At 72.1% G+C, this 20782-nt stretch carries 17 protein-coding genes; 11 read left to right on the top strand and 6 right to left on the bottom strand.

Annotation, left to right across the window (positions count from 1 at the left end):
• Positions 1-3264 (top strand): HAMP domain-containing protein (locus ABTX62_RS11655; RefSeq protein ID WP_352115984.1); only part of this gene is annotated, 3264 nt, incomplete at its 5' end.
• A gap of 277 nt (positions 3265-3541) precedes the next feature.
• The gene (locus ABTX62_RS11650) at positions 3542-5929 is read left to right on the top strand and encodes a SpoIIE family protein phosphatase (RefSeq protein WP_352116116.1); all 2388 of its coding nucleotides are present in this window, start codon (positions 3542-3544) and stop codon (positions 5927-5929) included.
• 194 nt (positions 5930-6123) lie between these two features.
• Here ABTX62_RS11650 and ABTX62_RS11645 read toward each other — a convergent pair whose 3' ends face one another.
• Positions 6124-7800, bottom strand: coding sequence for an NAD-dependent malic enzyme (locus tag ABTX62_RS11645; RefSeq protein WP_352115983.1), 1677 nt, complete (start codon positions 7798-7800; stop codon positions 6124-6126).
• Between the two features lie 169 nt (positions 7801-7969).
• Between ABTX62_RS11645 and ABTX62_RS11640 the strand changes: the two genes are divergently transcribed.
• The 9 genes from ABTX62_RS11640 (at position 7970) to hypA (ending at position 15124) form a co-directional block, all read left to right on the top strand.
• On the top strand, positions 7970-8440 hold the full coding sequence (locus tag ABTX62_RS11640) for a DUF6069 family protein (RefSeq protein WP_352115982.1): 471 nt from the start codon (positions 7970-7972) through the stop codon (positions 8438-8440).
• 200 nt (positions 8441-8640) lie between these two features.
• On the top strand, positions 8641-10212 hold the full coding sequence (locus ABTX62_RS11635; protein ID WP_352115981.1) for a hypothetical protein: 1572 nt from the start codon (positions 8641-8643) through the stop codon (positions 10210-10212).
• Position 10213: 1 nt separating this feature from the next.
• Entirely contained in the window at positions 10214-11302 is a 1089-nt protein-coding gene (locus ABTX62_RS11630) for an NADH-quinone oxidoreductase subunit B family protein (protein ID WP_352115980.1), read from the top strand.
• A gap of 64 nt (positions 11303-11366) precedes the next feature.
• Positions 11367-13160 carry a nickel-dependent hydrogenase large subunit gene (locus tag ABTX62_RS11625; RefSeq protein WP_352115979.1) on the top strand — a complete coding sequence of 598 codons (1794 nt, stop codon included), beginning with the start codon at positions 11367-11369 and terminating at the stop codon, positions 13158-13160.
• Complete coding sequence (locus ABTX62_RS11620) at positions 13153-13698, top strand: NifU-related iron-sulfur-binding protein (RefSeq protein WP_352115978.1); 546 nt, start codon at positions 13153-13155, stop codon at positions 13696-13698. The genes ABTX62_RS11625 and ABTX62_RS11620 overlap by 8 nt, the downstream gene beginning before the upstream one ends.
• On the top strand, positions 13695-14291 hold the full coding sequence (locus tag ABTX62_RS11615; protein WP_352115977.1) for a DUF5947 family protein: 597 nt from the start codon (positions 13695-13697) through the stop codon (positions 14289-14291). The genes ABTX62_RS11620 and ABTX62_RS11615 overlap by 4 nt, the downstream gene beginning before the upstream one ends.
• Before the next feature lie 42 nt (positions 14292-14333).
• Positions 14334-14540 (top strand): hypothetical protein, encoded by a 207-nt coding sequence (locus ABTX62_RS11610; protein WP_352115976.1) that lies wholly within the window; start codon positions 14334-14336, stop codon positions 14538-14540.
• Positions 14541-14616: 76 nt separating this feature from the next.
• Complete coding sequence (locus ABTX62_RS11605) at positions 14617-14766, top strand: hypothetical protein (RefSeq protein ID WP_352115975.1); 150 nt, start codon at positions 14617-14619, stop codon at positions 14764-14766.
• Positions 14767-14773: 7 nt separating this feature from the next.
• Complete coding sequence (gene hypA / locus ABTX62_RS11600) at positions 14774-15124, top strand: hydrogenase maturation nickel metallochaperone HypA (protein WP_352115974.1); 351 nt, start codon at positions 14774-14776, stop codon at positions 15122-15124.
• A 66-nt stretch (positions 15125-15190) separates the two neighbouring features.
• Here the strand turns inward: hypA and hypE are convergent, their stop codons facing one another.
• Genes hypE through hypB form a run of 5 tightly spaced genes read right to left on the bottom strand, consistent with a single transcriptional unit; the run spans position 15191 to position 20763 of the window.
• Complete coding sequence (hypE, locus tag ABTX62_RS11595; RefSeq protein ID WP_283968949.1) at positions 15191-16261, bottom strand: hydrogenase expression/formation protein HypE; 1071 nt, start codon at positions 16259-16261, stop codon at positions 15191-15193.
• Complete coding sequence (gene hypD / locus ABTX62_RS11590; RefSeq protein WP_352115973.1) at positions 16254-17396, bottom strand: hydrogenase formation protein HypD; 1143 nt, start codon at positions 17394-17396, stop codon at positions 16254-16256. The genes hypE and hypD overlap by 8 nt, the downstream gene beginning before the upstream one ends.
• Positions 17393-17713, bottom strand: coding sequence for a HypC/HybG/HupF family hydrogenase formation chaperone (locus tag ABTX62_RS11585; protein ID WP_352115972.1), 321 nt, complete (start codon positions 17711-17713; stop codon positions 17393-17395). The genes hypD and ABTX62_RS11585 overlap by 4 nt, the downstream gene beginning before the upstream one ends.
• A 3-nt stretch (positions 17714-17716) precedes the next feature.
• Positions 17717-20029: a carbamoyltransferase HypF gene (hypF, locus tag ABTX62_RS11580; protein ID WP_352115971.1), complete on the bottom strand. Its 2313-nt coding sequence runs from the start codon at positions 20027-20029 to the stop codon at positions 17717-17719.
• Positions 20026-20763, bottom strand: a complete 738-nt coding sequence (hypB, locus tag ABTX62_RS11575; RefSeq protein ID WP_352115970.1) for a hydrogenase nickel incorporation protein HypB — start codon at positions 20761-20763, stop codon at positions 20026-20028. The genes hypF and hypB overlap by 4 nt, the downstream gene beginning before the upstream one ends.
• Positions 20764-20782 lie beyond the last annotated feature (19 nt).

The following is a 20782-nucleotide window of genomic DNA, read 5'->3' as shown; positions in this document are numbered from 1 at the left end:
GCGTTCGCCGACGAGGTCACGCGGGTGGCCCGCGAGGTCGGCACCGAGGGACGCCTCGGCGGACAAGCCCAGGTGCGCGGTGTGTCGGGAACCTGGAAGGACCTCACCGACAACGTCAACGTGATGGCGTCGAACCTGACCGGCCAGGTCCGCTCCATCGCCCAGGTCGCCACCGCCGTGGCGCGCGGCGACCTGTCACAGCGGATCACGGTGGAGGCCGCCGGTGAGGTCGCGGCGCTGGCCGAGGTCATCAACACGATGGTCGACACGCTCTCTGCCTTCGCCGACGAGGTCACGCGGGTCGCCCGCGAGGTCGGCACCGAAGGACGCCTCGGGGGCCAGGCGCACGTGCCGAACGTCGCCGGCACCTGGAAGGACCTCACCGACAACGTCAACTCGATGGCGAACAACCTCACCGGCCAGGTCCGCAACATCGCGCTGGTGACGACCGCGGTGGCCAAGGGCGACCTGTCGAAGAAGATCGACGTCGACGCCCGCGGGGAGATCCTCGAACTCAAGACGACGATCAACACCATGGTCGACCAGTTGTCGGCGTTCGCCGACGAGGTCACGCGGGTGGCCCGCGAGGTCGGCACCGAGGGACGCCTCGGTGGACAGGCCGAGGTCGAGGGCGTCTCCGGAACCTGGAAGCGCCTGACGGAGAACGTCAACGAACTGGCGGGCAACCTGACCCGGCAGGTCCGCGCCATCGCCGAGGTCGCGAGCGCCGTCGCCGAGGGCGACCTGACGCGCTCCATCACCGTGGAGGCGTCCGGCGAGGTCGCCGAGCTCAAGGACAACATCAACTCCATGGTGGAGTCCCTGCGCGAGACCACCCGGGCCAACCAGGAGCAGGACTGGCTCAAGACCAACCTCGCCCGTATCTCGGGCCTGATGCAGGGCCACCGCGACCTGCCCGTGGTCGCCGAGCTGATCATGGACGAGCTGGTGCCCCTGGTCTCGGCCCAGTACGGGGCCTTCTACCTCGCCGAGGACGGCGACGAAGGACCCGAACTGCGGCTCGTCGGCTCCTACGGCTACCCGGAGGACAGCAGCCGCCCCACCCGCATCGCCTTCGGCCGCACCCTCGTCGGCCAGGCCGCGCGCAGTCGGCGCACCATCATGGTGGACGAGCTGCCGGACGGCTATGTGACCATCTCCTCAGGCCTCGGCCAGGTGGTGCCGACCGCGCTGGTGCTGCTGCCCATCGTGGTCGAGGGCCAGGTCCTCGGCGTCATCGAGCTGGCGTCGGTCACGCCCTTCACCCAGATCCACCGGGACTTCCTCGCCCAGCTGATGGAGACCATCGGCGTCAACGTCAACACCATCGTGGCCAACGCCCGCACCGACGAGCTGCTGGTCGAGTCGCAGCGCCTCACGGTCGAACTCCAGGCCCGATCCACGGAGTTGCAGGTCCAGCAGGAGGAACTGCAGCGCTCCAACGCGGAACTGGAGGAGAAGGCCTCGCTGCTCGCGGCGCAGAACCGGGACATCGAGGCGAAGAACCTGCAGATCGAGCAGGCCCGCCAGGAACTGGAGACCCGCGCCCAGCAGCTGTCGCTGGCCTCGAAGTACAAGTCGGAGTTCCTGGCCAACATGAGCCACGAACTGCGCACCCCGCTCAACAGCCTGCTCATCCTGGCCCAGTTGCTGGCACAGAACCCGTCCCGCAACCTCACGCCCAAGCAGGTCGAGTACGCGCAGATCATCCACTCCGCCGGTTCCGATCTGCTGCAGCTCATCAACGACATCCTCGACCTGTCGAAGGTCGAGGCCGGGAAGATGGACGTCACGCCCGAGCGGGTGACGCTGCGCCAGCTCATCGAGTACGTCGAGGCCACCTTCCGGCCGATGACGACGCAGAAGAGCCTGGAGTTCAAGGTGACCACCGCCGCGGGCGCGCCGGCGGACGTGCTCACGGACGACTCCCGGCTGCGCCAGGTGCTGCGCAACCTCCTGTCGAACGCCGTGAAGTTCACCGAGCAGGGCGGCGTGGAGCTGAGCATCGAGCCCGCCTCGGACGACGAGGTGCCCGAGGGCGTGGTCCGGGGCGCCGCCGTGGTGGCCTTCCGCGTCAAGGACACCGGCATCGGCATCCCCGAACAGCACCTCGAGACGATCTTCGGTGCCTTCCAGCAGGCGGACGGCACGACCAGCCGGAAGTACGGCGGTACCGGCCTGGGCCTGTCCATCACGCGGGAGATCGCCCAGTTGCTCGGCGGCGCCGTGTCGGTGCAGAGCACACCCGGCCAGGGGAGCACGTTCACGCTCTTCCTGCCGGTGGCCCGTCCCGACTTCGAGGAACTGCTCGGTCACGGCAGAACACCCGAGCGGACGGCGGCCGAACCCCTGCCGCGGGGACTGTCCGGCTCGGTGCCGGTGCCGCAGATCGGGCCCGGCCCCCGGCCGAGGCGTCTGCTCGTCGTGGAGGAGCGGTCGCGCGGTCTGCTGACGCTCGTCGCGGAGAGCGTGGTCGCCGACCTGGCGCACGGCCGCACCGACGGCGCTCAGCGTCCCGCGGTCGACATCATCACCGCCGTCGGCGCGCAGGAGGCGGCCGGTGCGCTGGCGTCCGAGCCGTGCCACTGCGTCGTCCTGGAGCTGGGCATGCGCGACGGCGAGGCGGCCCGGTTCCTCCGGGCCCTGGAGGGTGACTCGGCGCTGACGAGCGTTCCGGTGCTGGTGCACAACAGCCACCCCGTGGACATGCCCCTGGACGAGACGCTGCGGTCCCGCTCGGAGGGCGGCGCCCTGGAGCTGCTGTCCAGTCTCGACGAGCTGCGTGAGCGCATCGCGCTGCACCTGTCCGCCGAGGAACCCGGGGACGTGCTGTCCCTGGTCCGGACCGAGGGACAGCAGCAACCGACGCCGCCCTCCCTCGACGCCGCGTCGGCCGGGCGCACCGTCCTCGTCGTGGACGACGACGCGCGGAACCTGTTCGCCCTGAGCGGGATCCTGGAGCTGCACGGCTTCCGCGTCCTGCACGCCGAGAACGGGCGCAGAGGCATCGAGACGCTGGTGAACAACCCGGACATCGCCATCGTGCTGATGGATGTGATGATGCCGGAGATGGACGGTTACACCGCGACGGCCGAGATCCGCCGGATGCCCCAGTACGCCGAGCTGCCCATCATCGCCGTCACGGCGAAGGCGATGCCCGGAGACCGGGACAAGAGCCTCGCCTCGGGAGCCAGCGACTACGTCACCAAGCCCGTCGACACGCGCGACCTCATCGCCTGCGTCCGCCGCTGGCTGCCGGCATGAGAACACCGGCGCCCGACCCGCACACCCGCGGGCCGGGCGCCCCGCAGCGCCTGTCGTTCCGCGCCTCAGAGCGCTCCAGTCGAGGAGCATCCACACCGTGAGCATGTCCGAGCAGCCGCGCGAACCGGGTCAGGACCGTGAGCCGCAGCGCGACTCGGCCACCGGTCCGGAGTCCTCTCCGTCGTCCGTGCCGTCCGACGCGTTGCCCCCTGCCACCGCTGGGGAGACGAAGGCCGCCGACGGGGAGGCGGCGCCTCCCGACGGGCCGTCCGGGGCCATGGAGGAGCCGTCGGCGTCCCCCGACGACCCGCCCGGCGACCTCGAAGAGCTCCCCTCCGCCTCACCGGTGGGCCGGCTGGCCGCCACCGTGGAACGGCTCAGCCGGGAGGTGCGCGCCGCCCAGGCGGAGGCCGAAGGGCGGGCCCTGATCGAGCTCGCGAAGGGCGTCCTGGTCGAGCGGCTGAAGTGCGGCCCTGCCCAGGCCGCCCGGCAGCTCACCCAGTTGGCCGAGCAGGCCCAGGTGACTCCCCTGGAGTTCGCCGTCGACGTCATCAACCAGGCCGCCCGGGACCGGATGTCCGAGGTGACGGATGCCTTCCTCGCCGCCACCAAGGCCGCCGACGAGGCCGAGCGCGAGTCGGCGGCCGTGCGCCTGCGCGCGGCCGAGAGCGGCGTGCTGGCCGCGGACGACACCCAGGCCGTGGCCGACGCCCTGCTGGAACAGGCGCTGCGCCCCCTCGGCGCGGTGGCGGTCGCCATATGGGCCGTGGGCTCCGACGGCTCGCTCACCCTGGCGGGCAGCGCGGGATTCTCACCGGCCGAGGCCGCACGCTGGCGCTACGTCCCGCCGGACGTGGTGACCGTGGCCCGGCGGGGCCTCATGGAGCGCGAGGGGCAGTGGATCAGCACGCTCGGCCCGACCGGACTGCCCAGCATCGGCCTGCACCACCACCCGGACGGCGGCCGGGTCGCCCTGCCCGCCGGCACCGGGGGGCGCATCCACGGCGTCCTGGAGATCGCCTGGCCGGCCCGGCTGGAGCCGCAGCCTCCGCAGATCGTCCGCCAGGTGGAGGCGCTGGCCGAACTGTGCGCCCACACCCTGGAGTTGTACACGCCGCCCCAGGGGGCCGCCCAGGAGCCGCGCGTCCTGCCGGACGCCGCCGAGCTGATGGACCTGGCCGACGGGCTGCACGACCCCGCCCTCGTGCTGGTGCCGCACCTGGACGGCGACGGCCACTTGGTGGACTTCCGCATCCAGCACGTGAACAGCCGGTTCCTGGACCCCGCGGGCAGGCCGCGGGCGGTCGTGAGCGGCGCGCTGCTTCTGGAGGCCTACCCGATGGCCGCCGGGGACAGCGAGTTGTTCCAGCGCGTCGAGCGGGTCTATGCCACCGGTGAGCCCTTCCGGGCCCGGCGGATGAACCTCACCGCCCTCGTCGACCAGGTCCCCCTCTCGGCGGTTGCGGACATCAGCATCAGCCGCCACGGGATGTCCGTACTCCTCATCTGGCGTATCGAGGACGAGACGGCGCGCCTTGCGAGCCTGCTCCAGCACGCCCAGCGGCTCGGCCGCATCGGTGGGTTCGAGGAGAACGTGCTCACCGGTGAGATCACCTGGAACGGACAGCTCTTCGACCTCTACGGCCGGCCGGAGACGAGCACCCCGGTGGCCCTGGAAGAGCTGCCGGCCCATGCCCACCCGGACGACGGCGTTTCCATCCGCCGCTTCCTGCGCACGCTGCTGCACCACCGGCGGCCGGCGGCCGCGGCCTTCCGGCTGCAGCGGCCGGACGGGGTGACCCGCCACATCCGGATCGTCGCCGAACCCGTGCTCGACACCGACGACCGGCTGCTCCTGATCCGCGGTGCCTACCAGGACATCTCGGCCCAGCACTGGACCGAGGTGGCGCTCGCCGCCACCCGCGACCAGCTGGCCCACACCGAGCAGCAGGCCACCGAACGCAACCGGCTGACCCTGCAGTTGCAGCACGCCATCATGCCCCCCACCCAGGCGCCGTTGCAGGTGTCCGGGCTTCAGGTGGCCGTCCGCTACCGGCCCGCGGAGACCGAGCAACTCGTGGGCGGCGACTGGTACGACGCCGTCGTCCTGCCGTCCCGGAAGGTGCTGCTCTGTGTGGGCGACGTGGCCGGCCACGGCATCGAGGCCGCCACCAGCATGGTCGTCCTGCGTAACGCGCTGCGCGGTCTGGCGGTGACCGGCGCCGGGCCGGGCCAGCTGCTGTCGTGGCTCAACATCGTGGCGCACCATCTGACGGGCGCCGTCACCGCGACCGCGGTGTGCGGGCTGTACGACCCGGTCGGGCGGACGCTGCGCTGGGCCCGGGCGGGACACCTGCCGCCCGTGCTCGTCCGGGACACCGAGGCGGCACCTCTGCCCCTGGTCAAGGGCCTGCTGCTGGGCGCCGTCCCCGAGGCCGTGTACGAGGAGACCGAGCTTCGGCTGGAACCCGAGGACACCCTGTTGATGTACACCGACGGCCTGGTCGAACGCCGCGACCGGCCGGTGGAGGAGTCCCTGACCCACCTCCTGACCACCGCCCGCGCGGCGCCCAGCACCCTCGACCAGCAGCTGGACCGCCTTCTCACCTACAGCAAGTCGGACACCGACGACGACACCTGCATCGTGGGCATCCGGGTCGGGTGAGGGGCGCGGGCGGGTCCACCGAACCCTCCTGGTGCCGCGGTAGGCAACGTTTTGCCCCGTCGCGACGCCCGGCACGCACTCTCGCCGCACCGGCCGAAAGCCCAAGTACGTCCAGTACGAGGACTTCCGGCCGGCACGCCGAGAGCACGCACCGAACGCCGCTCCTTCTCCCACGGAGATCCATCAGAAGGGCCTTAGTCCTCGTAGCGCGGCGTCCACTGCGCCCGGGCGACCGCCTCGCGCAGCTCCTGCTCCGTGGCCCGGGGAGCCACCCCGTCCTCCACGGCGGCGAGGGCCGCGGCCAGGGCGATCTCGCGGGCGGATTCCCGCATGCCGCTCAGGGGCGGCAGCAACGGCACGGGGCCGTCGTCGCCGTCCGCCGCCCGGACCGCGCACCGTGCGACGGCCCGGGCGGCGGCCACGAGCATGCGGTCGGTGACACGGGTGGCCCGGCTCGCGGTCACCGCGAGGCCCATGGCCGGGAAGACGTACACGTTGTTTGACTGCGCCACCGGCACCTCGTGCCCGTCGACCGTCAGGGGCGGGAAGGGCGAGCCGGTGGCGATCAGCGCCCGGCCGTCGGTCCAGCGGGTGAGGTCCGCGGGCTCGGCCTCGGAGTGCGAGGTGGGGTTGGAGAGCGGGAAGACGACGGGCCGTTCGCAGGTCGAGGCCATCTGCCGCACGATGTCCTCGGTGAAGGCGCCGTGAGCCGTCGACAGCCCGATCAGGGCCGTCGGCTCGACGCGGCGCACCACGTCGGTGAGGCCGGTGCCGTCCCAGTCGGCCACCTCGCTGTCGTCGCGGGCGAACATCCGCTGCTGCGGGGACAGTTCGGAGCGTGAGGACACCAGCAGGCCGTCGACGTCGAGGATCCAGAACCGTGTCGTGGCCTCGCCCTCCGGGAGGCCCTCGTCGATCATGGCCGTACGGATCATGTCGGCGACGCCGATGGCGGCCGATCCCGCGCCCAGGATCACCACGCGCTGCTCGGGCAGCGGGGTGCCGGCCACGTTCGCCGCGGTGGACAGGGCGCCCAGCGTGACGGCCGCGGTGCCCTGGATGTCGTCGTTGAACGTGAGCAGCCGGTCACGGTAGCGGGCGAGGATCGGGTGGGCGTGGGCGGTGGCGAAGTCCTCCCACTGCAGCAGCGTCCCGGGCAGCTCCGCCTCGACCGCCGAGACGAACGCCTCGATCATCTCGTCGTACTCGGCGCCGGTCAGCCGCCGGGCCCGGCGGCCCAGATAGCGGGGGTTGCCGAGGAGGCCCTCGTTGTCGGTGCCGACGTCCAGCAGGATCGGCAGGGTGCGGGCCGGGTGGATGCCGCCGATCGCCGTGTAGAGGCTGAGCTTGCCGATCGGGATGCCCATGCCGCCGACGCCCTGGTCGCCCAGGCCGAGAATGCGCTGCCCGTCGGTGACGACGATGACGTCCACCGGGTGGTCCCGGTGCGGGCGGTTGCGCAGGATGTCACGGAAGCGGTGCCGGTCCTCCCAGGACAGGAAGAGCCCGCGCGGCCGGCGGTAGATCTCGCTGAACCGCCGACAGGCCTCACCCACCGTCGGCGTGTAGACGACGGGCAGCAGCTCCTCCAGGTACTCGGTGACCAGACGGTAGAAGAGCACCTCGTTGGTGTCCTGGAGCTGCCGCAGGTAGATGTGCCGGTTCAGGGGCTTGTCGTAGCCGCGGAACGCCTCGTGGGCGCGGGCGACCTGCTCGTCCAGGGTCTCCACGGCGGGCGGCAGCAGCCCGTCGAGTCCCAGCTCCTCGCGTTCGCGTCGGCTGAAGGCGGTGCCCTTGTTGACCAGCGGGTCGGCCAGGGTGGTGACGGCCGGGCTCGTGGTGGGGCGGGGTCGATGTGTCGGCTGGTCCATGAGGTGACGCCTTCCCGTGACAGGCCGGTTCGTACGAGTGACGTGTGCCATCCGGAGGAACCACCGGCCCCGGGAAAAACACCCCTGGGACCGATGAGTTCCGCCGTGCCGCACGGTCTGACTCTCCGAAATCCCCACCGCGCCCCGACGACCGCCAGGAGAACGTGACATGAGTGCGACGACGCCGCAGACCCAGACCACGCAGACCGGTTCCCGGAGCACCTCCGGCTTCCTCGTCACGCGCCCCGTATGGCTGGTGGGCCTGGTGGCGACCCTCGCCGGAGCCGTCGTGACGGAGGCCTTCGCGCTCGTCACACGGGCCGCCGGTGTACCGATGGAGGCGGCGAGCCCGGGCGCCACCCGGGCCGCGGAGATCCCGGTCGGCGGCTTCTTCGGCGGAGTGGTGTTCTGGTCGGTCGCGGGGATCGTCCTCGCGGTCGCCCTCGCCCGCTGGGCCAAGCGGCCCGCCCGCACCTTCACGGTGACCACCGTCGCGCTCACCGCACTGTCCCTGGCCGGCCCGGCCGTCACCCCGCACACCGCCACGTCCACCCAGATCGTCCTGGCCGTGTCCCACGTGGTCGCCGCCGCGGTCGTCGTCCCGCTGCTGGCACACAGGCTCGCCCATGGGCAGCGCTGACTCCTCCACCACCGACACGGGCCCGTCGCGCCTCGGCGCTGACGGGCCCGCCGCCGTGCTCCTCGTCTCCGCCACACCCGCCGACTGCCCCACGAGCACCCCCAACGGCCCAATTCCGCTGCGCCGGAGGAGGCGAGTCGGGATGAGCGGTGTGACCGTGGTGGAAGGGATGCGCGTGCACCCGGCGACGAGGAGGCGTGATGGCGGAGGCACTGGCCGAGGACGGCACGAAGAGCGCTGCCCCACCGGGCGGCGCGGGCCTGGCCCCGGGCGTCTTCGAGCAGCTCAGCGCCGTCGCCGACGCCGTCCTCTACGAGGGTTACCTCCTCTACCCCTACCGCCGCTCCTCCGCCAAGAACCGCGTCCGCTGGCAGTTCGGCGTGCTGTTCCCCCGGGACTGGGTGGAGGCGGACGGCCCCGTCATCCCCGGTGTCTCCGGCTCCGCCGACTCCTGGTACCAGCGGACCGAGTGCCTGCTGCGGGTCCGTCAGCCGGACCGTGCCCGCGTACGCGTGCGGGTGCGCTACCTCCAGATGCAGCGCAAGCAGGTGGAGGACGCCGGCCACGGCGCCGTCGAGTCGCTGCGCACCGGCGACGGCACGGTGCACCTGACCTTCGACGAGGCCCTGCGCCGCGAGTGCGAGGTCGAGGTCCCGCTCGGCGAACTCCTCCGGGACGGACACACCGTCGCCGTGGGCGCCGCGGCAGGAGAGGACATCGAGCCGCTGGCCGAAGGCGCCGGGCGGGTGGTGCGCAGCCGCGAGGAGATCCGGGCCGAGACCAGCGTCACCGCCGAGCGGCTCTCCGACGGCCTCTGCCGGATCCGCGTCCACACCACGAACACCGCGCCCGCCCCGCCCCCGCACAGCGCGCGGGACGAGGCGCTGCGTCGGGCCCTCATCGCCACCCACACCCTCATCGGGGGCGAGGGGGCGGAGTTCGTCTCGCTGATCGATCCGCCGACGGACCTGCGAGCACCGGCCGGCGCGTGCCGCAACGAGTTCACCTTCCCCGTCCTCGGCGGTGAGGCGGGGGACGCCGGCCGTGTCGTACTGTCCGCGCCGATCATCCTGCCCGACCACCCCCAGGTCGCCCCCGAGAGCCCGGGCGACCTGCACGACGCGGCGGAGATCGACGAGATCCTCACCCTGCGCACGATGCTGCTGACCGATGAGGAGAAGCGCGAGGCGCGGGCCACCGACCCGCGGGCGGCGGCGATCCTCGACCGGGTCGACACCATGCCGCAGGAGGTGTTCGAACGGCTGCACGGCGCGGTCCGTTCGCTGACACCGGCCGCCCCCACGACTCCTGCCGACCGGCCGCAGGGCACTGCCGGTTCGCCGGCACCGGTCACCCCCGAGGCGCCCGCCGACCGTCCCGCCTGGTGGCAGGAGGGCGGCGATGACGGTCTCTCCCCGACCAGCGACACCGTGCTCGTCGACGGTGTCCCCCTGGTCGGCGGCAGCCGCGTACGGCTCCGCCCCCGGGGACGCGGCGCCGACGCCCAGGACATGTTCCTGGCCGGGCGGACCGCCGAGGTCGCCGCCGTCTTCCACGACGTCGACGGCAGCGTGCACCTCGCTGTCACCCTCGACGACGACCCGGCCGCCGAACTGAACAACTGGTACGGCCGCTTCCACTACTTCCGGCCCGACGAGCTCGAACCCCTCGAGCCCGCCGGATGCCCGGACGAGCCGTCGGCACCGGCTCCCGCCGCAGCTCCGGCGCGGCACACGACCGACTCCGAGACCCCCGCAGCGGAGGCCGAGTGACATGACCACCCACAGCAGCACGACCGAAGTCAGCAAGGAACCCGAACGGTCCGAGGACCGGCAGGGCATCGACGAGATCCACATCCTCTGGATTTCCGAGGGCATGAGCTGCGACGGCGACACCGTCTCGCTCACCGCCGCCGACCAGCCCTCCATCGAGGATGTGGTGCTCGGGCTGATCCCGGGCCTGCCGAAGGTGAACCTGGTCAACAAGGTGCTCTCGCCCAGCCTGGGCGGCGAGGACTTCCTCGCCCCCTACCGGGCGGCCGTACGCGGCGAACTGGGCCCGTTCATCCTCGTCATCGAGGGCTCGATCCCCAACCAGAACATCATCGAGGGCGACGGCTACTGGACGTCCTTCGGCAACGACCCGGAGACCGGCGAGCCGCAGACCCTCAACTGGTGGATCGACCAACTGGCCCCCAAGGCCTGGGCGGTGGTCGCCGCCGGCACCTGCGCCACCTTCGGCGGCATCCACGCCATGTCCGGCAACCCGACGGGCTGCATGGGCCTCGCCGACTACCTGGGCTGGGACTACACGTCCCAGGCCGGCCTGCCGATCGTCAACGTGCCCGGCTGCCCGATCCAGCCCGAGAACTTCATGGAGACCCTGATCTGGGTCCTGTACCACGCGGCCGGCTCCGCGCCCCCGCCACCGCTGGACCACATGCTGCGCCCGCAGTGGCTGTTCGGGAAGACGGTCCACGAGGGCTGCGACCGCGGCTCGTACTACGAGCAGGCCAACTTCGCCACGGACTACAACTCGCCCAAGTGCCTGGTCAAGACGGGCTGTTGGGGCCCGGTCGTGAACTGCAACGTGCCCAAGCGCGGCTGGATGGGCGGCCTCGGCGGCTGCCCCAACGTCGGCGGCATCTGCATCGGCTGCACAATGCCCGGCTTCCCCGACGCGTTCATGCCGTTCATGGACGAGCCTCCGGGCAGCACCCTGTCGTCCCTGGTCATCAAGCCCTACGGGGCCGTCGTCCGCCGACTGCGCGGCATGACCAACGAGCTGGTCAACCACGAGCCCAGGTGGCGTCACAACAAGCGCAAGCTCACCAGCGGTTACGACCCGCACTGGCGTCCCTGATGAAGCGTCACCGGACGCAGCCCGACACCCCGTACACCACCGACAGCGAGGGGCAGTACCGCAGATGACCACCACCGAGGCCCGGCCCACGGACCGCAAACCGCCACAGCTCGTGGACATGTCCTGGGATCCGATCACGCGGATCATCGGGAACCTGGGCATCTACACGAAGATCGACTTCGCCAACCGGGAAGTCGTCGAATGCCACAGCACCTCGTCGCTGTTCCGCGGCTACTCGGTGTTCATGAAGGGCAAGGACCCGCGCGACGCGGGCTTCATCACCTCCCGGATCTGCGGCATCTGCGGCGACAACCACACCACCTGCTCCGACTACGCCCAGCAGATGGCCTACGGCGTCAAGCCGCCCCCGCTGGCCGAGCACATCGTCAACCTCGGCGAGGCCGCCGAGTACATGTTCGACCACACGATCTTCCAGGACAACCTGGTCTTCGTGGACTTCTGCGAGGCGATGGTCAAGGCCACCAACCCCGGTGTCCTGGCCCGCGCCGAACGGACCGAGGCACCCCGCGGCGAGATCCACGGCTACCGCACGATCGCCGACATCATGAAGGCCTTCAACCCCTTCGAGGGCGAGGTCTACAAGGAGGCCCTCAAGGTCAGCCGGGTCACCCGCGAGATGTTCTGCCTGATGGAGGGACGGCACGTCCACCCCTCCACGCTGTACCCGGGCGGCGTCGGCACGATGCCGCAGCCGACCGTCTTCACCGACTACCTCAGCCGCCTCATGCGGGTCATCGACTTCGTGAAGAAGGCCGTCGCCATGAACGACGACGTCTTCGACTTCTTCTACGAGGCACTGCCCGGTTACGAGGAGGTCGGCCGCCGCCGCGTCCTGCTGGGCTGCTGGGGCGCCTTCCAGAACCCCCAGACCGTCGACTACCGCTACGAGAACATGAACTCCTGGGGCAAGGACATGTACGTCACCCCGGGCATCATCGTCGACGGCGAACTGGTCACCAACAACCTCGTCGACATCAACCTCGGCCTGCGCATCATGCTCGGCAGCTCGTACTACGAGGACTGGGTCAACGAGTCGCCCTTCGTCACCCACGACCCGCTCGGCAACCCCGTCGACATGCGCCACCCGTGGAACCAGACGACCGTCCCCGTACCGCAGAAGCGCGACTTCGACGACAAGTACAGCTGGGTGATGAGCCCCCGCTGGTTCGACCAGCGCACCGGCGACCACCTCGCCCTCGACACCGGCGGCGGCCCGCTGGCCCGCCTGTGGTCGACCGCGCTCAGCGGTTTGGTCGACACCCCGTACGTCAAGTCCACCGGCCACAGCGTGCGCATCTCGCTGCCCAAGGGCGAGTCCCTGCCGGAGACCACCCTGGAGTGGCGCATCCCGCAGTGGAGCAACACCATCGAACGAGACCGCGCCCGGCCCTACTTCATCGCCTACGCGGCCGCCATGGCCCTGCAGTTCGTCGAAGAGGCCATGGGCATGGTCCGCGCGGGCGAGACCAAGGTGTTCGAGAACTACGAGGTGCCCGACGAGGCGATCGGCTGCGGTTTCCACGAGGCGGTGCGCGGCGTCCTCTCCCACCACTTGGTGATCAAGGACAAGAAGATCGCCAACTACCACCCGTACCCGCCCACCCCGTGGAACGCCAGTCCCCGCGACATGTACGGCACCCCGGGGCCGTACGAGGACGCCGTCCAGGGCCAGCCCATCTTCGAGGAGAACGGGCCGGACGACTTCAAGGGCGTCGACATCATGCGCACCGTCCGCAGCTTCGACCCCTGTCTGCCGTGCGGCGTGCACATGTACGTCGGCAAGGGCAAGACGCTGACCACCCTGCACTCGCCGACCTACGGGGCGAACCATGGCTGAGGCCGCCGGCGCCCGGCTGGCCGACCCGGACGTCGAGGCCAGGCTCGGCCGGCTGGACGAGCTGCTGGAAGGCATCGAGTCCGCGCCCGGCCCCACGACCCGCTCGGCGACCGAGGCGGTGGCGCTGCTGACCGAGGTCTACGGCGAGGCACTGGCCCGGGTCCTGGACCACGCGGACGAGCGACTGGCCGAGCGCCTCGCCGAGGACGAACTGCTGGCACACCTCATGGTGCTGCACGACATCCACCCCGAGCCCGCCGAACGCCGGGCGGCCCGCGCGGTCGAACGCCTGCGGCCCGCCGTGCAGGAGCGCGGCGGCGACGTGGAGTGGGCCGGAGTGGAAGGACAGGTCGCCCGGGTGCGTCTGACGACGGGCGGCTGCGGGTCCGGCTGCGGAGGCGGAGGCTCCGAGGTCACCGACGCGGTGCGCGCGGCGGTGCTCTCCGTGGCGCCCGAGCTGACGGCGGTGGAGCCCGTGACCGAGACGGCTCCCGCGTTCGTCCCGCTGACCACGCTGACGCACCGGGGCGCACCGTGACCACCGACGGGGCACTGGCCCGCCTCATCCGCTCCTCGGCCGTCCGCACCGCGACGGCCCGGACGGAGGTGTGCGACCTGTGCGCCGCGCCGGTCGCCGAGGAGCACGCCCACCTGTACGACACCGGGCAGGAGGAGGTGCGCTGCGTCTGCGGCCCCTGCTCCGTGCTGTTCGCCGACGCGGCGGCGGGGGAGGGCAAGTACCGGCTCGTGCCCCGGCGCCGGGTCCGGCTGCCCGAGGTCGACACGGCCGTGCTGGGCGTACCGGTCGGTCTGGTCTTCTTCGTGCCCCGCGCGGACGGCTCCGTCACCGCCGAGGGACCGAGCCCGGCGGGGGCCATGCGGTGGGAGGTGGAAGCGGCCGCCTGGCAGAAGCTGTCCGGCACGGTTCCGCAGCTCGCCACCGTGGAACCCGAGGTGGAGGCTCTGCTGGTGAACACCGTCCACGGCCTCGACCACCACTGGATCGTGCCGATCGACGACTGCTACCGGATGGTCGCCGTCGTACGCCGGGAGTGGCGCGGCCTGTCCGGCGGCGGCCGGATCTGGCCGGCCCTCGAGCAGTTCTTCGAGGACCTCACCGAGCGGTCATGACCACGCACTCCGCAGGCCGGAGGCGAGGAAGGAGAGCACCCCATGGGAAGCATCAGAGTGGGCAGGCCCCAGGCGAAGCCCGACACGCCCCGGCACATCGCCGGGATCCACCAGGGCAACCGGGGACCGCGCGAGCGGCAGAAGGGACACCACGAGGACGGCACCGCCGACGCGCGCCGCTCCACGGGGATCCACTGGAAGCGGCATGACGTCCTCGCCGAAACCATGCCGAACATCTCTCCGGGATGAGAACCGTGATGAGAACGAACAGAAAGTCACCGCAATGAAACGAGTACGCAGACCGGTCGCGCGCAGACAGGCCGGGATGAGCGGACAGCGGGTGCTGAAGACCGAGGCCGTCCTGGTGGGCGGTGTGGTCCTGGCCCTGCTGTGCTGGGAATGGCCCAGCCTGAGGCGCGAGATGCGGATCTGGCGGATGGCCGGCGGATTCCGTTCCGGCCACCGCTACCCGTGAGCCGGCCGTGCACGAACTGTCGATCGCGACCGCGATCATCGAGCGGGCCGACGAGCTGGCCCGGGCGGACGGGACGGACGCCGTCTCGAAGGTGACCGTCCGGGTCGGCGAGCTGGCGGGCGTCGTGCCGGACGCCCTCGGCTTCGCCTTCGAGGTGGCCCGTGACGGCACCGCCCTCGCGGGGGCACACCTCGTCGTGGAGCAGATCCCCGCCCAGGCCTGGTGCGGCCCGTGCGCCGAGGAGTTCGCGGTCGGTGTGCCCCCGTTCTTCTGGTGCCCGCGCTGCGACCAGCCCTCCAGCGATCTGCGCAGCGGCCGGGAACTGGAGATCGCGGGCATCGAGCCGCTGACGGCATAGAGGAACAGACGGGTGAGGGCCCCGCCGGCGCACCGGCGGGGCCCTCACCCGTCTGTCCTGCTCCGGTCAGCAGATGCGTGGCAACTGCTCGCCGAGCGGCAGGTCCACCACCCGCGTCCCGCCGAGACCGGTGGCGACCACCACCATCCCGGGGTGCTCGGCGACACACTCGCCGATCACCGTGGCCCCGGCACCCCGGGGATGGGCCCGCATCGCCGCCAGCACCGCCTCCGCCTCCGACGGGGGCACGAACGCGACCAACCGCCCCTCGTTGGCGACGTAGAGCGGGTCGAGCCCGAGGAACCCGCAGGCGTTCGCCACCGCGTCCGGCACCGGAACGGCCCGCTCCTGGAGCCGGACACCGGTCCCGGAGGCACGGGCGATCTCGTTGAGGGACGCGCCCAGGCCGCCCCTGGTGGGGTCGCGCAGCACATGGATGTCCGGGGTGACGGCCAGCATCGCCGCCACCAGATCCGCCAGCGGCGCGGTGTCGCTGGCGATCTCCACCCCGAACTCCAGCCCCTCCCGGACGCTCATGATCGCCACGCCGTGCAGCCCGATCGGGCCGCTGACGATGACCACGTCGCCGGGGCGGGCACGCTGGGGTCTGATGTCCACCCCGCCGGGCACCAGACCCACCCCGGCGGTGGTGACGTACACCCCGTCGCCGTGCCCGGACTCCACCACCTTGGTGTCACCCGTCGCGATGGTGACCCCGGCCGCCTCGGCCGCCGCCCCCATGGAGCGCGCGATCCGCTCGACGACCGTCAGCTCCACGCCCTCCTCCAGCACGAAGGCGGCGGAGAGATAGGCGGGCACGGCACCGCTCATCGCGAGGTCGTTCACGGTGCCGTTGACCGCGAGGTCGCCGAGGCCGCCGCCGGGGAAGAACAGCGGCCGGACCACGTAGGAGTCGGTGGAGAAGGCCAGCCGCGCGCCCCCCAGTTCCAGGACGGCGGAGTCGGCGAGGCCGGACAGGGTGGCGTTGCCATAGGCAGGGGTGAAGATCTGCTCCATCAGCTCCGCCGACAGCGCACCCCCTCCGCCGTGCCCCATGACCACGACTCCCTGGTCGCGCAGTGGGGCGGGGCAGGTCCAGGCGGCCGGGTCGACCACATCGGTGAGTTGTTCAGGCAACGGGGGTCACCTCCTGGCGCGCGGCCCCGCCGGCCTGCGGCGCCGGGGCGTTCATCCTCCGGTACAGGTAATAGGCCGCGCAGGCGCCCTCGCTGGAGACCATGGTGGCGCCGAGCGGGGTACGCGGTGTGCAGGTGGTGCCGAACGCGCCGCACTCGGTCGGCTTGATCAGACCCTGGAGCACCTCGCCGGCACGGCACTCGGCGGGCTCCTCGGTGCGGATCCCGCCGACGTCGAAGCGGTGCTCCGCGTCGTACGCCCGGAAGGCGTCGGTCAGCCGCCAGCCGCTCCCCGGGATCGGCCCGATGCCGCGCCAGGCCCGGTCGGTGACCTCGAAGACCTCCTCGATCATGCGCACCGCGGCCGGGTTGCCCTCCTTGCGCACGGCACGCGGGTAGGCGTTCTCCACCCGGTGCTCACCGCGCTCCAGCTGGCGCACCGCCCGGCGGATGCCCTCCAGGATGTCCAGTGGCTCGAAGCCGGTCACCACCATCGGCACCCGGAACCGCTCGGCCAGCTCCGGGTACTCGGCCATGCCCATCACGCTGCACACGTGCCCGGCGGCGAGGAAGCCCTGCACCCGGCACTCGGGTGCCGTCATGATGGCCTCGACGGCCGGGGGCACCCGCACGTGCGACACCAGCAGGCTGAAGTTGCTCAGGCCCAGCCGGCGCGCCTGGTGCACGGCCATCGCGTTGGCCGGGGCCGTGGTCTCGAAGCCGATCGCGAAGAACACCACCTCCCGGTCCGGGTTGCGGCGGGCCAGCTCCAGGGCGTCGAGCGGCGAGTACACCACCCGCACGTCACCGCCTTCGCCCTTGACCCGGAACAGGTCGCGGTCGGTGCCCGGCACCCGGAGCATGTCACCGAAGGAGCAGAAGATCACCCCGGGCCGCGAGGCGATCTCCAGCGCCCTGTCGATGACCTCCAGCGGGGTGACACAGACCGGGCAGCCGGGCCCGTGGATCAACTCGACCTGCTCCGGGAGCAGTTGGTCGATGCCATGACGGATGATCGAGTGGGTCTGCCCTCCGCACACCTCCATCAGTGCCCACGGCCGGGTGGCGGTGGCGCGGATCTCGTCCAGCAGGCGCCGCGCCAGTTCGGGGTCGTTGAACTCGTCGATGTACTTCACCGGGTCTCACTTCCGCTGTCCTGCGGCTCCGCCACCGCGGCACCGCCCGCCTCCTGGGCCGCCTGCTCCCAGGCGTCCCCGAACTCCTCCTCCAGCAGCCCCAGTTCCTCGAACAACTTCAGGGAGGCCAGAGCCGACTCCTCGTCCAGGCGCTGGAGCGCGAATCCGACGTGCACGATGACGTACTCGCCCACCCGCACATCGGACACGTACTCCAGGCACGCCTGTTTCCGGACGCCGCCGAAGTCGACCAGCCCGGTGAGCGGGTCGGAACTGTCGTCGATGGCCACGACCTTGCCGGGCACTGCCAAACACATGGGTCACTCCTCCTGTCGTAGGTGCGCCGCGACCACCAGCTGGCCGACGGCCAGCCCGCCGTCGTTCGGCGGGACTTCGCCGTGGCGGAGCACCGCGAAGCCGTCGTCGGCCAGCAGCCGCGCGCACTCCTCCTCCAGCAGGGCGTTGGCGAACACCCCGCCGCTGAGAGCGACGGTGGCCAGGCCGGTGTCCTGACGCGCCCGCCGGCAGATCCCCGCCACCGCGCGCGCCACGGCCCGGTGGAACCGGGCCGCGAGCACGGCGGCCGGGGTGCCGTGCCGCAGGTCGGTGACCAGCGCGCTGAGCACGGGCGCCGGATCGAGCCCGTCGGCGAAGGTGTACGCCGCCGTGTCGGCACCCCACGCCGAAGCGGCCGCGGCCTCCAGCTCCAGTGCGGCCTGCGCCTCGTACCCCGCGCGATGGCACACGCCGACGAGCGACGACACGGCGTCGAAGAGCCGGCCCATGCTGGAGGTCGGCACACAGGTCAGGCCACCCGGCAACTGCCGTTCGAGCACGGCCCGTTCCTGGGGCGCGCAGGCCGTCACACACGGCAGGTCCGCGTCCCACGGCAGCCCCGCCGCCCACAGCCGGGCCAGCGCCAGGCGGCACGGGTTGGCCACGCCGGCGTCACCGCCGGGCAGCGGGGCGGGGGAGAGGCGGGCGTAGCGCCGGAAGCCCGTGTAGCCGGCGAGCAGGATCTCGCCGCCCCAGATGGTGCCGTCGTCGCCGTAGCCCGTGCCGTCGAAAGCGACGCCGATCACCGGGGTGGTGCCGTCGAGGCCGTGTTCGGCCATGGCGGAGGCGATGTGCGCGTGGTGGTGCTGGACCAGCACGGGGGCGTGTCCGGCCAGTCGGGCGGCCCAGCGGGTCGAGTGGTAGCCCGGATGCCGGTCGGCGGCGACCAGTTCGGGGTGCACGCCGGTCAGGGCGCGCAGGTGGGCCTCCGCCCGCCGGGCCGCCTCCAGGGTGGCCAGGTCGCCCATGTCGCCGATGTGCGGGCCGAACCAGGCCTGGTCGCCCGCGCCGAGGCACAGGGCGTTCTTCAGATCACCGCCCACGGCGAGAGCGGGCCGCACCGGGACCGGCAGCCGCAGCGGCCGGGGCACGTAGCCGCGGGACCGGCGCAGCACCTGCTCGGTGCCGTCGGGCCGTACCCGCAGCAGGGAGTCGTCACACGGCGAGGCGATGGGCCGGTCGTGGGCGAGCCAGGCGTCGGCCAGCCCGGCGAGCCGGGTCAGCGCCTCGTCGTCGTCCGTGACGATCGGCTCCCCGGAGCGGTTGCCGCTCGTCATGACCAGCACGCGCGGGCCGGGCGGATCACCGGGCAGGCCGAACAGCAGGGTGTGCACGGGCGTGTAGGGCAGCATCACCCCGAGGTGCGGGCTGCCGGGGCAGACGCCGGGTGCCGGACCGTCGGCCTCCGAGCGCCGGCGCAGCAGGACGATGGGGCGCCGGGGGCTGGTGAGGGCAGCCAGTTCGGACGCGGAGAGCTCGGCGATCCGGCGTACTTCGTCGAGGTCCGCGCACATCACCGCGAACGGCTTGCCACCGCGCGCCTTGCGGGCCCGCAGCGTGGCCACGGACTGTGCCTGGCCGGCGTCGCAGGCCAGGTGGTAGCCGCCGAGGCCCTTGACGGCGACGATCCGCCCGGCGGCCAGCAGCGCCCGTGCCGATGCCAGGGCCTCGGCGTCCCGGGCGGGGCGGACCCCGCTCCCGGACGCGGGCACCAGGCGCAGCCGGGGGCCGCAACCGGGACAGGCCACGGGCTGGGCGTGGAAGCGCCGGTCCAGGGGATCGCCGTACTCCCGGGCGCACTCGCCGCACATCGGAAAGCCGGACATGGTCGTGACGGCACGGTCGTACGGCATGCCGGTGGCGATGGTGAAGCGGGGCCCGCAGTGGGTGCAGGTGACGAACGGGTGCCGGTGCCGGCGGTCGGCCGGATCACCCAGTTCGCGCAGGCAGTCCGCGCAGGCCGCCGTGTCGGGCGGGAGCAGCGTGCTGCCGGGGGAGCGGTCGGTGGCGCGGATGCCGAAAGAGCCCTCGGCCCCGGTGACGGGCAGGTCCTCGACCCCGACACCGGTGACGGCGGCCAGCGGCGGATGCTCCCCGGCCAGTCGGTCACAGAAGGCGGCGACACCGTCCGGCGGGCCTTCCACCTCGATGAGGACGCCGCCGGCCGTGTTGCTCACGAAGCCCGCGAGCGCGAGATCGGTGGCCAGACGGTGCACGAAGGGGCGGAACCCCACGCCCTGCACGGTGCCGCGCACGGTGAGGCGGCGGCGCACCGCCCGGGTGGCGGGCGCTGTCACGAGACAAGGCCGGCTGCGGCGCCCTCGTGCGTGTGGGTGTGCGGGCGGGGCGCCAGGGGTGGACGGTGCACAGGCGCCCCGTCCCGGACGGTGAGCACGCGTTCCAGCAGGGTGTCGACGCCGTCGCCGGTGCGGGCGCAGGACCGCACGACCTCCACCCCGGGGTTGACCCGCTGGACGTGCGCCAGGAAGGCCGCCTCGTCGAACCCGGCCGGCCCGGACAGATCGGTCTTGGTCAGCACCACCAGATGGGCGGACCCGAAGGCCGTGGGGTACTTCAGCGGTTTGTCCTCGCCCTCCGTCACCGCCATGAGCACGATCCGCAGACTCTCGCCGAGGTCGTAGGAGGCGGGGCAGACGAGATTGCCGACGTTCTCCACGAACAGCAGCGAGGTGCCCTCGGGCAGCCAGCCCTCCACGTGGCCGCGCAGCTGCCGGGCCTCCAGATGGCACAGTCCGTCCGTCAGCAGCTGCTTCACCGGCGCTCCCGAACGGGCCAGCCGGTCGGCGTCGTTCTCGGTCGCCAGGTCGGCGGTGAGCGCGGCCACCGGAAGGCTCCGCTCCACCGCCCTGGCCAGCACCCTTCCGAGCAGTTCCGTCTTGCCGCTGCCCGGGCTGGACAGCAGGTTGACCACGCTCGCTCCGCGCCGGGTCAACTCCTCACGCAGATCCGCGGCCAGACCGTCGTTCTTCGCCAGGACGGCCTGAGTGACCTCGTCCACGGAATCGCACATGGGCGCCGCTCCTCGCGGG

It is taken from the genome of Streptomyces sp. NPDC096046 (assembly GCF_040303285.1).
Lineage (GTDB): Bacteria > Actinomycetota > Actinomycetes > Streptomycetales > Streptomycetaceae > Streptomyces.
Note: the sequence above shows the minus strand (reverse complement) of the source record. Positions and strands in the feature narration are given on the sequence as shown.

Bases quoted from the DNA above. Each gene is read 5' to 3' on its own strand.
- ABTX62_RS11640 (WP_352115982.1), top strand. From the start codon at position 7,970: ATGAGTGCGACGACGCCGCAGACCCAGACCACGCAGACCGGTTCCCGG.
- ABTX62_RS11635 (WP_352115981.1), top strand. From the start codon at position 8,641: ATGGCGGAGGCACTGGCCGAGGACGGCACGAAGAGCGCTGCCCCACCG.
- ABTX62_RS11620 (WP_352115978.1), top strand. From the start codon at position 13,153: ATGGCTGAGGCCGCCGGCGCCCGGCTGGCCGACCCGGACGTCGAGGCC.
- ABTX62_RS11650 (WP_352116116.1), top strand. From the start codon at position 3,542: ATGGAGGAGCCGTCGGCGTCCCCCGACGACCCGCCCGGCGACCTCGAA.
- ABTX62_RS11645 (WP_352115983.1), bottom strand. From the start codon at position 7,800: ATGGACCAGCCGACACATCGACCCCGCCCCACCACGAGCCCGGCCGTC.
- ABTX62_RS11605 (WP_352115975.1), top strand. From the start codon at position 14,617: ATGAGCGGACAGCGGGTGCTGAAGACCGAGGCCGTCCTGGTGGGCGGT.
- ABTX62_RS11585 (WP_352115972.1), bottom strand. From the start codon at position 17,713: ATGTGTTTGGCAGTGCCCGGCAAGGTCGTGGCCATCGACGACAGTTCC.
- ABTX62_RS11610 (WP_352115976.1), top strand. From the start codon at position 14,334: ATGGGAAGCATCAGAGTGGGCAGGCCCCAGGCGAAGCCCGACACGCCC.
- ABTX62_RS11625 (WP_352115979.1), top strand. From the start codon at position 11,367: ATGACCACCACCGAGGCCCGGCCCACGGACCGCAAACCGCCACAGCTC.
- ABTX62_RS11630 (WP_352115980.1), top strand. From the start codon at position 10,214: ATGACCACCCACAGCAGCACGACCGAAGTCAGCAAGGAACCCGAACGG.
- hypB (WP_352115970.1), bottom strand. From the start codon at position 20,763: ATGTGCGATTCCGTGGACGAGGTCACTCAGGCCGTCCTGGCGAAGAAC.